The following is a 12,623-nucleotide window of genomic DNA, read 5'->3' on the forward strand; positions in this document are numbered from 1 at the left end:
AGGCGGCCGGCAGTATCAAAGAATCTTAATATTGTGGCAGAAGTAAAAAAGTAAAGTACATTAGGCATTCGCCTCTGCATGTTCTGCCGTACGGACAACAAGAACATCGCAAGGGCTGTGGCGGACAATATGTTCAGACACACTGCCCAGTACAAATCGTTCAATTGGATTCAGTCCAGTGGCTCCGCAAATGATGAGGTCGGCTCCAACTCTCGCTGCAACTTCCCGTGATATTGTGTTTTTAGGAGAACCGGCAATGACGATATTATTAACGTTCAGAACGCCAGCATTTCCCGCTTCTTGCTGATATCTTTCAAGAAGCTCATTGCCTGACTTGAAGGTATGTTCTTCAAGAGATGGATTGTAGACTTCTGCACTAGTGAATGTCCGGCTGTCGACTACATATACAAGATTTAAAGCAGCATTGTTGCGGAGCGCAATTCCGATAGACTTTTTAAATGCCCATTCTGCTTCAGGCGAACCGTCAACCGCTACCAGAAGTTGTTTGTATTCCAATGTCATGGTGGTTCCTCCTTAAATTTTTGTTCATCTTATTAATTTTAATTCTTTAAAATCCATACAAAATCCTGCTCTATCGAATTGAATATCCGTAATTCTCTGTTAAGGGCAAGTCAATTAAACACAGTATTCAACCATAAAACTGTATATTTTTGAAGCGCAAAAAATTCAAAACAAGAAAAAATGCAAAATAAAGCAGAATGGGCTATAAGCTCTTTCTGCTTTATTTTGCATTTCTGGCTCAAAAAGATGGTCTCTGGAAAATATGCCTACCTAGATGGGGTAGGTTTTAAAACTAAAACGATATAACCTACATCCTGGTCATAATTCCAGTCAATAAAGGTTTCCGCGATCTGTCTCTTTAAGGTTTCTCCCAATCGGGCTTGTTCCAGCAAACTCCGTTCAAGGGGCCGTTTAACCAATTTTAAAACCTCTCCGTACCCTTCGGCAATCAAAGCCTTTTCAATGCCAACCATTATACCTGCCCGCTTCACCAAAAGTATCCGGTTACTGAGCCATATGCTTTCAATCAAGCCGGGCTTGCGTTCAACTGCTTCGTTGACTTGTTCGATTTTTTCATGAAATGTTTTTTTGTTTAGTTCTTTTGGCCATTTCAGGCTTTCTGCAGCCGCTTTTTCTTCCATGATTCCTAAAATTATGCCGGACTGCAAAGTGAGATCCCAATCAGCATATAGTTCAGTAAATTTTAGCTCCGTTATATGCAAAAGCTCATTTAGAATTCGAGGTTTCAAATTATTCATCAGCAAATCCCTAGTTTCCAAGACTCTTTTCCATTCATTTTGCTTGAGCAAAATTTTTTCCATCGGAGTAAGTAATCCACGGAAATGAATTGTGATATAAGGTCTTTTAATGGTGACATAAACGGAGGCAGGGCCTTTTCCGAAATGATTACGCAATAAAGTGGACATATACCCTGATATTTCGGAGGGGATGGTTCTTTCTTCAGACATGTCTAAAAGCTCCTTTCCGGCGGGGGCAGCCGGCTATTTTCAAGAATCCTGCTTTAGTATTATGGTGGCTTTTAGCTTTCCTGCTTTTTCAATAAAAGAACCATATAACTTATATCGCGCTGAAAATTCCAATCTACAAATAAATCTTGAACATGGCTTTTCAGCAAAGATTCCAGATTGAACAACTCGATAATCCGGTATTCCAAAGGTCGCTTGGCCAAACGCAATTCTTCGGTAATTCCGTTTTGAATCAAATTTTTTTCAATATCCACAAGAATGCCTATTCGTTCAATCAGAAGAATTTGGTCACTCAGCCAGAAGAAATTCGTCTGGTCTGGCTTTTTTTGCGTACGCATGCTATTCATGAGAATAATTTCCTTCAGCGTCTTTTGATCAACATCCGCCGGCCAAGGAAAGTCATCTGGAGTCTTTTCTTTTTCCATTGTGACAATAAATAAACCACTTTGGTTTGAAAGATTCCAGTCCGCATACAAATCGGTCAATTTTCGGTTGGTGTGCTTTTGAAGTCCTTTCAACAGATCATCTTTTACCGAATGGATTAGGATATCCCGGGTTTCAAGCACATTGTCCCATCTTCCTTTTTCGAGGAAGATTTCTTCAGTTGGCAACACAAAGCCGCTTAAGTGGATAAGGAGGAAGGGAGGACGAAAAGTGACCGTCAATTGGTCCGGTTTTTCTCCAAAATTTTCTGTTAAAAATGCCTCCGTGAACTGGGTTATTTCGGCTTCACTTTTCTGCTTCTCAATCATCGGTTACACTCCTTTGCTTTCTTGCTATAAATTATAGTTATAGACAGCTTCAATTCTTTTAGGAGAAATTCAAGCAAGAGGAGAAAAACGTAATGCGCCTAGTTGAACACCTCACTCTTGCCTTGTTCATTTAAAAATTTCTGTTATATAAAAAAAAGAACGCCAAAAAGAATACTTCATCCTCCTTGGCGTTCTTACCGGCACTATTGTCCGGAAGACCCTGCTCCATCGATATTGTGACAGTCGGAACTGTTTTTTAAGTTGCTGTTTTATAAAAAGATATTCTATAAAGAATATCATAGAATCCTAATAAGTACATAATTCCTATAACCTTGCTGAAAATGAATGGCTAATTATGTAATGAAATAAAGGTTCTTCTCTGAACTAGGTATTCAAAAAGGTTTTGAAACTGAAACCTGGCAAAGGAGATAACGCAAGAAGCGATTTCTCCTTTGCCAGCCGCTAAATCGAATCAGAATGCTGCAAATCCCAACATTTCGCCAGAAAATCTTTTGTATCAGGAGTTGAGCACAAAGCCAGCGGCTCAAGAAGCTGCTGAACTTTTTCGACCATGCTTTGCCCAATGCCTTCGTTCCTGAAAGAAGGATTGACGGTAGCATGATGAACGGTAAAGGTATGCTCGTCCAGCTCAATCCCGATCACGCCCACAAAATCGTCTTCCTCCTTCCACAAGTACAACTGCCAATCCGGATTCTCGTCGTATCGCTGCATGGTCTGCTGCAGAACACTTAGGTCCTGTTCGCTGGGCATAAAAGACAGCAAGCCCATAGCGATTTTTTCATTCATTTTCTTGTACTTGATCAACACAATCAAAACCTCCCAATCTAATCATTTATATTTTTTATATCCTTCAATACAAAACAAAATCTGTTCCATTGAGCTCCAATCGAAACCAAGAAACAGGTTTCTATTCAAGCATCGGTAATTGCTCATATATCGGCCAATCCCTCTAATTGGGTCAATAAAAAAACGCCAAAAAGAATGGACCATTCTTTTTGGCGTTATTACCAGCGCTATTGTCTGGAATACTCGACCTGTTCACTATTTATTACAGCTAAGGGCTGTATTGGGATTAAATATCGGCTAGTCTGCTTCTTGCAGAAAGGATATACTGTAAATTTGTTTACAATAATAAGATACCTAGAATCTTATGCAAAGTAAAGCGAAACGGTGCTTTTCCAAAAACAAAGAATAGTGGTAACTTGATTTTGTTCACTTCAGGCAATGGTATAAAAGTCAGCTGCACAAAAACTGCACTTTCAATTGTTTGATGTAACCAACAATTGGAAGTGCAGATCCGGGCGGCTGTCTTTATCTGTTTTTATTATTGTTGTTTATTTTCAGCTAAGCGTTCCGGATAATAAGTAGAGGAGCTTTGTTTGGCATTTTTCCGGTTTTCATATAGGTCGAGAAGTCCGACCACTGTATTGCTCCATTGGTTGACTTGTGCAACATTTCTTTTGTCCCGGTCCACTCTCGAAGCAACGTCGACTGTGATTGCCCGGACAGCCGAATTCAAGTCGGAGACTGAGTTTTTCGTACCTTTTGCTGCATCAACAAAAAGGCTGACTTTTTCGGATTTCACTTGCATGTCTTCTTTCAGTTCATTTGTATGATGCTGCAGACTTGTTGTCTCCAGTTTGAGCTTATCCATCCGGCCTTTTAAATTGTTCACGGAGCCTTTTATTTCTTTCATCGGTTCCTTCATTCCTTTTAAAAACAAACCAACTCCGATTCCTGCTACAATTAGCCCTACTACCAAGATGGCGAGCGCTATGTACAGCCACATTGTCGAGTCCATGCTGTTTCCTCCTCTGTTTTATTGACATCTCGAATATGCTATACCCGTTATTTATAGAGGAATAACATATTATGTATTGTCCTAAGCTGGGTGCAACAGCAGTATATATCTTTTAAAAAAGCTCGGAAGCAGTAAGGCAGAGGAGGATCAGACTGTAGAAAAAGTGTGCTTGAAATGAATAAGACGGTCTAACCCCCAACCGGTCCGGCCACTTCGCTTTACGGAATCCCTTACATCCAGGATGCCGCTTTTCACTTCACGCCAGGTTCCGCAGCGGAAACCGGCGTCTCCTGCGGGATAGCGAAGTGCCGAAATCCACTCGGGCGCCAGTCCCGAGTTAGTTCGGCGCGAGCCCGCGGAAAGCGTCCGGTTGAAGCGTAGGAACCGAGGAGAATCTTGTTTTTGATAGTTATTCACTTGATTGAATGTATCTTCTTTTGTCTACAAGCTCAAGGATAACTATGGTTGATAATGAACAAAAACCCTTCTGCTATTTTCAATTATCACGGCTTTTTGACAGTTTTTAAATGCTTGACCTTATTCAATAAAAATTTAGGGAGAGTGCCTATTCATGGAGAAATATTTTTATGAAGCTTTTGCAGGGCTGGGACGTCTTTCGCCGGGAAGCGAACGATCAACGAAAAAAGCCATATCGTTGGTGGATATAGCTAAAGACAAAGAAATGAACATCTTAGATATAGGATGCGGAACTGGAATCCATACACTGATTTTGGCGGAAAGCTTCCCAAACGCGCATATAACGGCTATTGATACTAACGAGCCATATTTGGATATACTGAAAAATCAACTTGCTGAAAAAGGATTGGAAGACAAAGTAACCGTCCTGAATGTCTCCATGCTGGAAATGGATTTTCCTCCAGAAACGTTTGATCTGATTTGGACAGAAGGGTCCATTTATATTGCAGGTTTTCAAAATGGCCTTATCAAGTGGAAAACCTTTTTAAAGCCTGGAGGGTATCTTGTATGCAGCGAGATCTCATGGCTGCATACGAATCCCGCCAAGGAAAGTAAAGATTTTTGGGAGCAAGGATATCCAGAAATCAATGCCATTTCCAACAAGGTCAATCAAATCATTGAATCGGGCTATATGTATATCTTTTCATTTGTGTTGCCGAAGGAAGATTGGATTGATCAATATTACAATCCCCTTGAACAAAATCTTAAGAAAATGGAAGACAAATACCAGGGTACACCTGCCGCTTTGGATGCAGTGAGCATGATTAAACAAGAAATTGCACTTTATCATGAAAATTCCAGCGACTACAGTTATGTATTCTATGGCATGAAAAAAAGTTAATGCAAGTACTTGAGGAATTGATTGCTGAATCAATTCCTTTTTATTAGTTAATCGTACTTTAATGAATGGACTAAAAAGGCTTTTCCACTATCCACAACAAAAATGCAGGCTTATTGAATTAAATTTTTTGAAGCCTGCAATCGATGTCTTTACATATTCATGTAGAGAAATTTTTAAAAAGTTGAGAATAACCGCTTTACATACTATAGGGGGGTATTGTATAGTGATGTTGTAAAGAGATTCAAGTTCTCGAAATCAAATATTGCACATCTGGAATGTACAATATGCAAACGCATATGCTGAAGTGATTAAGGCAGAAAGAGAAGCAGCACAAGGAATCGCTTTTATGCTTTTGCAGAAATTATTAATCATGAAAAGAAGGAGGGAAAATAGAATAGACCTAGCAATTTAGGAAGCAGAGCCTTGGTATTTTGAGTTCTTACTGGTATAGAAAGCAATGGAGAATGGTCCGTGGATATTTTCTGGAACATAAAGGTGGTAAATTTTCTAATTTCAATATACCCTCTATATGTATAAAGGGAATGAGCAACTCATTTGCATATTGTTTTATAAAGGATAATCAAAGCAAATAAAGGAGCGCATCAACATGAGAACTGAACGACTCATCTTCTTTCTAGCCTTAATTCTTGTCGTATTAGTAGCGGCTTGCAGCACTGACACACAGGAAGAGCACACAGAAATGGACCATGAAGAGAATGGGCATATGGATCATTCAAGTTCAGGGGAATTGCCGAAAGGGCTGAAAGAAGAAGAAACTCCTAAATTTGAAGTAGGCAGCAAGGCCATCATGAATACGGATCATATGGAAGGCATGAACGGAGCCGAAGCAACCATTGCCGGCGCTTTCGATACGGCGGTATATGCTGTTTCATATACACCTACCACCGGCGGGGAACCCGTGAAAAATCATAAATGGATCATCCACGAAGAAATCGAGGATGCTGGAAATGAACCATATAAGACCGGAGATCAAGTTGTTATAAAAGCTGATCACATGGAAGGTATGGAAGGGGCTCGGGCAACCATCGATACTGTTGAACAAGAGACAGTCTACATGGTCGATTATTCTTCGACAACAGACGGAGAAACGGTAAAAAATCATAAATGGGTAACAGAAAACGAATTGTCGGCCAAGTAGTTCACATTGATTAGAAGTTCAATATTAATTGAATACATTGTCCGCCATGTTAAGCTTTCAACTTGTTTGTTGAGCAAACCAAAAACAATTAGTTTCCAAATCACATACTTTGACTTTTGCAAAACTATATTCTATAATACGGGTATAGGGTATAATGATTCGGGAGGTTCGGCGAATGGAACAAACAATGAAAACCACAGTACAACCCAATAAGCAGCAGCTGTTGAACCGGCTGAAACGGATTGAAGGGCAGGTCCGGGGGGTCCATCAGATGGTGGAAAACGATCGGTATTGTGTGGATATCCTGCACCAAGTCAGCGCCATTCAATCCGCGATGAACAAAGTGTCGCTGGCCTTATTGGAAGACCACACCCATCATTGCGTGGCAAAAGCCATCAAGGAAAACAAAGGCGAAGAAGCGATCCAGGAATTGATGGATGTCATGAAAACCATGACAAAGTAAATGACGAAGCAAAACAATTAACATACCGCAAGAGGGTATGTTATGTTTAGGCAAATCTTATCCTAGGAGGCAAAACCAATGAATGAAACATTAAAAGTACAAGGCATGTCTTGCGCGCATTGCGTGAATGCGGTCGAATCGAGCGTCGGTGAATTGCAAGGGGTCTCTTCTGTGAAAGTGGACCTGGGCAAAGGGGAAGTGACCGTGGCTTATGACAATAGCCAAACATCATTGAACGAAATCCAGGAAACAATCGAAGAACAAGGATATGAAGTCGTATAAGGGTGCTGCACAGCACTCTTTACTTTTATAAGATATATACCCCCATATAGTATAGGAGAGGAGGAAAACTTTATGGCGATGGCAACAAAAGAAGCGAATTTACAAATCACGGGCATGACATGTGCTGCATGTGCGACCCGGATTGAAAAAGGGCTAAGCAAAATGGAAGGTGTCGAGCAAGCAAACGTTAACTTGGCACTTGAAAAGTCTTCCATTCAATACAATCCGGAAAAATTGAGCGAAGAAGATTTTGAAAAGAAAATTGAAGCGCTGGGTTATGGCGTCGTGAAACAGAAAGCGGAATTTGATATTACCGGCATGACATGTGCCGCATGCGCCACACGTATTGAAAAAGGGATCAATAAATTGGGAGGAGTTGCTTCTGCGAATGTAAATTTGGCATTGGAGAAAGCAACCATCGAATTTAATCCATCTGAAGTGACCATTTCCGACATCATTGCAAAAGTCGAGAAACTGGGGTACGGCGCACATCAAAAGCAGGAAGAACACGAACAAGTGGATTACCGGGAAAAAGCGATTCAGGACCAGAAACGGAAGTTTATTATTTCAGCTATACTGTCGTTGCCGTTGTTATGGACGATGGTTGGGCATTTTTCCTTTACTTCATTTCTTTATGTTCCCGAAATTTTGATGAATCCGTGGGTCCAGATGCTGTTGGCAACACCGGTTCAATTCTATATCGGGAAACAGTTTTACGTGGGCGCTTATAAAGCGCTTCGAAACGGCAGCGCCAATATGGATGTGCTGGTGGTTTTGGGGACATCGGCAGCCTACTTCTACAGTGTCTACCAAGCAATTATAACAGCTGGAACTCATCACGGAGCAGAGCTGTATTTTGAAACCAGTGCGGTGCTGATCACATTGATCATTCTTGGTAAATTGTTTGAAGCCAAAGCAAAAGGCCGTTCTTCTGAAGCGATTAAGAAATTAATGGGTCTTCAAGCGAAAACAGCAACGGTTGTGCGCAATGGTGTGGAAAAAGAACTGCCATTGGAAGAGGTCGTCATCGGGGACACTATTTTAGTCAAACCGGGTGAAAAAATTCCAGTTGACGGGGAAGTATTGGAAGGGCTCACAGCGGTGGATGAGTCGATGCTGACTGGCGAAAGTTTGCCGGTGGACAAAGCGGCAGGCGACGTCTTATATGGATCAACGATCAACAGCAACGGCTCTATCCAGATGAAAGCCACAAAAGTGGGACGCGACACCGCGCTCGCACAAATTATCAAAGTAGTGGAAGACGCGCAAGGAACGAAAGCGCCAATTCAGCGCTTGGCCGACAAAATTTCAGGCATCTTCGTTCCGATAGTCGTCGGGATTGCCTTCCTCACATTTCTGGTTTGGTTTATCTGGGTTCAACCTGGTAACTTCACCCCGGCACTGGAAGTATTGATCGCGGTGCTCGTCATTGCATGTCCTTGTGCGCTGGGCCTTGCAACTCCGACTTCCATTATGGCGGGTTCTGGCCGTTCAGCGGAAATGGGTATTTTGTTCAAAGGCGGCGAGCATTTAGAGCAGACCCAAAGCATTGACACAGTAGTCGTCGATAAAACGGGTACAGTCACACATGGGAAACCCGAAATGACGAATGTTGTAATTGCCGAAGGGCAGGACGAAGCGAAGTTCTTGTCGCTTGTCGGTGCAGCAGAAAAACAATCCGAACATCCATTGGCGCAAGCCATTGTCCAAGGGATTCAGGAAAAAGGCATCGAACTTGGCAAAGTGCAATATTTCGAAGCCGTTCCTGGATACGGTGTGCAAGCGACAGTTTCCGGACAAGCCGTTGTAATCGGCACACGTAAATTGATGCAGCAATACGGCATTGATATTGCATCTGTTTTGCCGGAAATGGAAGAGCTTGAAAGCAAAGGCAAAACAGCCATGTTAGCGGGCATTAATGGCCAATACGCAGGAATGGTTGCGGTAGCAGATACCATTAAAGACACTTCCCGGGAAGCCATCCATCGCCTGCAAAAAATGGGTATCCAAGTGATTATGATGACAGGGGACAACCAGCGGACAGCAGAAGCTATTGGAAAAGAAGTTGGCGTCGATGCAGTGATTGCAGAAGTGCTTCCAGAAGGCAAAGCGGATGAAGTGAAGAAACTGCAGCTGCAAGGCAAGAAAGTGGCCATGGTCGGAGATGGCATCAATGATGCACCTGCATTGGCTGTAGCCGATATTGGAATGGCCATCGGTACAGGTACCGACGTGGCAATGGAAGCTGCCGATATCACGTTGATTCGTGGCGATTTGAACAGCATCGCTGAAGCGATCATCATGAGCCGCAAGACGATGCGTAACATTAAGCAAAATCTGTTTTGGGCATTTGCCTATAATACGCTTGGGATTCCGATCGCCGCAATCGGTCTGTTGGCACCTTGGCTTGCAGGAGCGGCAATGGCTTTCAGTTCGGTCTCAGTCGTTTTGAATGCGCTGCGTCTGCAACGCGTAAAATTAGAAAAACAGTAATATTGTCGAATAGTAAAAGAGGCAGGCCGATGGTGGAATTTGTTCACCATTAGGTCTGCCTCTTTTTAGCTTCTTTTTCTTTTATGAGGAATGGCGTAATTTAAGCGTTGAAGAACAAATTAAAGGAAACAGCTGAATATAAAAGTGGACTTTCATGAATAGTTTTGAAAAGGAAAGTAAGTATGCTCAGTAAATTAATATTTATTAATAAACAAAGGCGAATTAAAGAGCAATAGAGAATTATAGTTTAATAGCGAAGCTTTATAAAAAGGAGGTCTAAGATGAATGTATACTGTAAAGGAATTGTTTACCAGATGGACTTAGCGGTGGATTCTGTAATCCAGCTGATGGATTTGTTGAGTGATGAAGACTTGAATATTAAACCGACTGCAGAGAAATGGTCGATCGGTGAATTGCTTGCTCATATGGCCCTTATATGCAAAGCAGATTTTTTAATTGGCTTAGGAGCTTCAGAGGAGGAGTTAGACCACTATTACGAGGAGACAAAGCCAGAAGTGAATCTTCAAGCCATTACCGCCACTTTAATTGATAATTACTCATTTTTAAGAAAAGGCATAAGTGAACTAGAGGATAATGAGTTATTAAGGGAAACAACATCCTTCTTTGGTGCTGTTCATTCCCGGTATGAGTGGCTTCTTGACACGCAGTCTCATTTCTATCATCACAGTGGGCAGCTGCACGCCATGCTTGTCCATGTTCTAAAACGAAATCCAAAAGTCCGACTGTTCGAATAAGGGGACTTTCTTTATAGGACTAAAAAGAGAATAAAAAATATGAGAGGACGGTTTTATTAAAATTCTTCAATAATTACTTCTTTGAAGAAAGAGCATTTTAAGGGAAAAGCTAATTAAAAAGTTGAATCCATAAGGCCAGGATTCAGCTTTTTTTGGTATTCGCATCTTAAATGCTCACTTAACACCTTACATATATGCGTTTAAAGCCCAGGTTTCCTCGATCCATTTCTTTTTGAAACGTTTCGGCAACAAGAAGTGTGCTGCTTTTTTTCTGATTTTTCCGGATTTCGACGGGTCCTACTGTTTATGCCGTCACTATTGCCTGTTCATGGAGTGGTATATATGAAATTGCTGCTGTGTAAATAAAATTATTCATCGAAATTTTGGTACGGTCAGGGGATTCGTGAATCGTGTTTGCCACTTGGCCGAGCATTGCAGAAAGCTTGTCAGGATCAAATTCATTATCCGAACGATTGCCTAAAAGCCAGCAATAACAGCTCCAGCCTGCCGACATTTTAAGTTCCTCGCCGCTGGCAATCCATTTATCGGAAAGCGCTTGTGCAAAATCGGCTTCTGCCAGCGAAACCGCCACCACGTAATCGGACAGCATATAAAAATATGCCTCGTCCATCCAGCGTTCAAATTCCTCCTCCGTCTTCATGTCGGAAATCGTTATTTCGCCATATATGTCATGGGTTAGAAAATAAACTAAAACCATTCCCCCAAAGGGAAATGGTTTTGGCTATATGGCTCATTTATTCAAAATCTGTTTGTCTCTGATTTTCAGCTTTATCTGAATCATCTATACGGACTACCAGAACATCACAAGAACTGTTACGGACAATATGCTGTGAGACACTTCCCATCATATAACGTTCAAATGCATTCATCCCGGATGCACCGCATATAATAAGGTCCGCCTCAACCCGTTTGGCGAACTCACGGCTGATGGTTTTTTTGGGGGAGCCTGGAGTGATGATGACATTCACATTTTGAACACCCGCGGCTTCGGCTTCTTTTTTATATCTATCAAGAAGTTCTCGTGCAAACTCGTTTGCTTGTTCTTCAATATCCAATTCATTGAATTTGACGGCAGTGAAGGAGCGGGTATCTATTACAAAAATGATATTCAGTATGGCATTGTTTCGCTGGGCGATTCCAACCGACTTCCTAAATGCCCATTCGGCTTCATCTGATCCATCAACTGCTACAAGTATGCGTTTATAAGCTAAAGTCACCGCTATTCCTCCTGTCATGAAAAGTACTACGACATATTTTCTCCAATAAGAGGTTAAAATCCTGCTTGGAATAAGACAGGTCTTGTGTTTATTTTAAACTGAGATTGAACAAATAAATTACCTTTGATTAAAAGAGGATTTCTGCAAGAGGAAAGAGGATTAAACCCGGGTAGCTTTTTAAGAATGTTATAGTAGATTTAGACAATAGAAAGAGGGGGAACAAGCGATGTCCCAATGTAAATGGCCAGAAAGCAGTGAACAGATGCAGGCTTATCATGATGAAGAATGGTGCAGACCCAACCGGGATGATCGGTATATATTTGAGATGCTGTCGTTGGAAGGAGCCCAAGCCGGATTATCCTGGAGTATTGTTTTATCCAAACGTAAAGCGTATCAAGAAGCCTTTCATCATTTTGATATTGATTTTTGCTCAAAGCTGACTGACGCTGATATCGAAGTTATCAAAGAAAATTATAACGTGATTAAACACTCAGCGAAGCTTCAATCCATTCGGACCAATGCGGAAGCCGTTTTAATAATACAAAAGGAATTTAAAAGTTTTTCCGAGTATTTATGGAGCTTTGTCGACTTTCAGCCAATAATCAACGATTGGGAGACAGAAGTAGAGATGCCAGCGCAATCTCCTTTATCAATCCAGATTAGCAAAGAGTTAAAAAAGCGGGGATTTAAATTTGTGGGTCCAGTTATCATTTACTCGTTTATGCAAGCAATCGGAATGGTAGATGACCATATTAAAACTTGTACTTTTCATACTTCAAATAAATCAGCAGATTGAGTAACGAAAGAGCATGAAAAAGCGGCAGGTTGATGAA

General features: G+C 41.4%; 13 protein-coding genes and 1 pseudogene. 7 read left to right on the top strand and 7 right to left on the bottom strand.

Annotated elements, in window-relative coordinates; translation table 11 throughout:
* Positions 1-60: 60 nt before the first annotated feature.
* The 5 genes from AC3AQ9_RS03275 to AC3AQ9_RS03295 all read right to left on the bottom strand — a co-directional run bounded on the left by AC3AQ9_RS03275 (position 61) and on the right by AC3AQ9_RS03295 (position 4,082).
* The gene (locus AC3AQ9_RS03275) at positions 61-522 is read right to left on the bottom strand and encodes a universal stress protein (RefSeq protein WP_488306020.1); all 462 of its coding nucleotides are present in this window, start codon (positions 520-522) and stop codon (positions 61-63) included.
* Between the two features lie 266 nt (positions 523-788).
* Positions 789-1,490, bottom strand: a complete 702-nt coding sequence (locus tag AC3AQ9_RS03280) for a Na-translocating system protein MpsC family protein (RefSeq protein WP_488306021.1) — start codon at positions 1,488-1,490, stop codon at positions 789-791.
* A gap of 71 nt (positions 1,491-1,561) precedes the next feature.
* Positions 1,562-2,260 (bottom strand): Na-translocating system protein MpsC family protein, encoded by a 699-nt coding sequence (locus AC3AQ9_RS03285; protein ID WP_488306022.1) that lies wholly within the window; start codon positions 2,258-2,260, stop codon positions 1,562-1,564.
* Between the two features lie 462 nt (positions 2,261-2,722).
* A complete protein-coding gene (locus AC3AQ9_RS03290) occupies positions 2,723-3,088 on the bottom strand; it encodes a GNAT family N-acetyltransferase (RefSeq protein ID WP_488306023.1) in 366 nt (121 codons plus the stop codon).
* 517 nt (positions 3,089-3,605) lie between these two features.
* Positions 3,606-4,082: a DUF948 domain-containing protein gene (locus AC3AQ9_RS03295; protein WP_488306024.1), complete on the bottom strand. Its 477-nt coding sequence runs from the start codon at positions 4,080-4,082 to the stop codon at positions 3,606-3,608.
* Positions 4,083-4,653: 571 nt separating this feature from the next.
* On the opposite strand from AC3AQ9_RS03295, the gene AC3AQ9_RS03300 reads away from it, so the two are divergent.
* The 6 genes from AC3AQ9_RS03300 (at position 4,654) to AC3AQ9_RS03325 (ending at position 10,552) form a co-directional block, all read left to right on the top strand.
* Positions 4,654-5,400 carry a class I SAM-dependent methyltransferase gene (locus tag AC3AQ9_RS03300; protein ID WP_488306025.1) on the top strand — a complete coding sequence of 249 codons (747 nt, stop codon included), beginning with the start codon at positions 4,654-4,656 and terminating at the stop codon, positions 5,398-5,400.
* Positions 5,401-6,007: 607 nt separating this feature from the next.
* Entirely contained in the window at positions 6,008-6,559 is a 552-nt protein-coding gene (locus AC3AQ9_RS03305; RefSeq protein ID WP_488306026.1) for a YdhK family protein, read from the top strand.
* 175 nt (positions 6,560-6,734) lie between these two features.
* A complete protein-coding gene (locus AC3AQ9_RS03310) occupies positions 6,735-7,022 on the top strand; it encodes a metal-sensitive transcriptional regulator (protein WP_488306027.1) in 288 nt (95 codons plus the stop codon).
* A gap of 78 nt (positions 7,023-7,100) precedes the next feature.
* Positions 7,101-7,304 carry a copper chaperone CopZ gene (copZ, locus tag AC3AQ9_RS03315; RefSeq protein WP_488306028.1) on the top strand — a complete coding sequence of 68 codons (204 nt, stop codon included), beginning with the start codon at positions 7,101-7,103 and terminating at the stop codon, positions 7,302-7,304.
* 72 nt (positions 7,305-7,376) lie between these two features.
* The gene (locus tag AC3AQ9_RS03320) at positions 7,377-9,797 is read left to right on the top strand and encodes a heavy metal translocating P-type ATPase (RefSeq protein ID WP_488306029.1); all 2,421 of its coding nucleotides are present in this window, start codon (positions 7,377-7,379) and stop codon (positions 9,795-9,797) included.
* A gap of 281 nt (positions 9,798-10,078) precedes the next feature.
* Positions 10,079-10,552: a DinB family protein gene (locus AC3AQ9_RS03325; RefSeq protein WP_488306030.1), complete on the top strand. Its 474-nt coding sequence runs from the start codon at positions 10,079-10,081 to the stop codon at positions 10,550-10,552.
* Positions 10,553-10,730: 178 nt separating this feature from the next.
* Here the strand turns inward: AC3AQ9_RS03325 and AC3AQ9_RS03330 are convergent.
* Positions 10,731-11,207: pseudogene (locus tag AC3AQ9_RS03330) on the bottom strand (DNA alkylation repair protein); the annotation flags it as partial.
* 100 nt (positions 11,208-11,307) lie between these two features.
* A complete protein-coding gene (locus tag AC3AQ9_RS03335; RefSeq protein WP_488306031.1) occupies positions 11,308-11,790 on the bottom strand; it encodes a universal stress protein in 483 nt (160 codons plus the stop codon).
* Positions 11,791-12,016: 226 nt separating this feature from the next.
* On the opposite strand from AC3AQ9_RS03335, the gene AC3AQ9_RS03340 reads away from it, so the two are divergent.
* Positions 12,017-12,586 (top strand): DNA-3-methyladenine glycosylase I, encoded by a 570-nt coding sequence (locus AC3AQ9_RS03340; RefSeq protein WP_488306032.1) that lies wholly within the window; start codon positions 12,017-12,019, stop codon positions 12,584-12,586.
* Positions 12,587-12,623: the final 37 nt, after the last annotated feature.

It is taken from the genome of Planococcus sp. VCh962, from assembly GCF_057748275.1.

What these genes read in the sequence shown, in the direction of transcription:
- copZ (WP_488306028.1), top strand. Translation starts at nt 7,101, where the DNA reads ATGAATGAAACATTAAAAGTACAAGGCATGTCTTGCGCGCATTGCGTG.
- AC3AQ9_RS03280 (WP_488306021.1), bottom strand. Translation starts at nt 1,490, where the DNA reads ATGTCTGAAGAAAGAACCATCCCCTCCGAAATATCAGGGTATATGTCC.
- AC3AQ9_RS03275 (WP_488306020.1), bottom strand. Translation starts at nt 522, where the DNA reads ATGACATTGGAATACAAACAACTTCTGGTAGCGGTTGACGGTTCGCCT.
- AC3AQ9_RS03300 (WP_488306025.1), top strand. Translation starts at nt 4,654, where the DNA reads ATGGAGAAATATTTTTATGAAGCTTTTGCAGGGCTGGGACGTCTTTCG.
- AC3AQ9_RS03295 (WP_488306024.1), bottom strand. Translation starts at nt 4,082, where the DNA reads ATGGACTCGACAATGTGGCTGTACATAGCGCTCGCCATCTTGGTAGTA.
- AC3AQ9_RS03285 (WP_488306022.1), bottom strand. Translation starts at nt 2,260, where the DNA reads ATGATTGAGAAGCAGAAAAGTGAAGCCGAAATAACCCAGTTCACGGAG.
- AC3AQ9_RS03340 (WP_488306032.1), top strand. Translation starts at nt 12,017, where the DNA reads ATGTCCCAATGTAAATGGCCAGAAAGCAGTGAACAGATGCAGGCTTAT.
- AC3AQ9_RS03325 (WP_488306030.1), top strand. Translation starts at nt 10,079, where the DNA reads ATGAATGTATACTGTAAAGGAATTGTTTACCAGATGGACTTAGCGGTG.
- AC3AQ9_RS03320 (WP_488306029.1), top strand. Translation starts at nt 7,377, where the DNA reads ATGGCGATGGCAACAAAAGAAGCGAATTTACAAATCACGGGCATGACA.
- AC3AQ9_RS03310 (WP_488306027.1), top strand. Translation starts at nt 6,735, where the DNA reads ATGGAACAAACAATGAAAACCACAGTACAACCCAATAAGCAGCAGCTG.
- AC3AQ9_RS03305 (WP_488306026.1), top strand. Translation starts at nt 6,008, where the DNA reads ATGAGAACTGAACGACTCATCTTCTTTCTAGCCTTAATTCTTGTCGTA.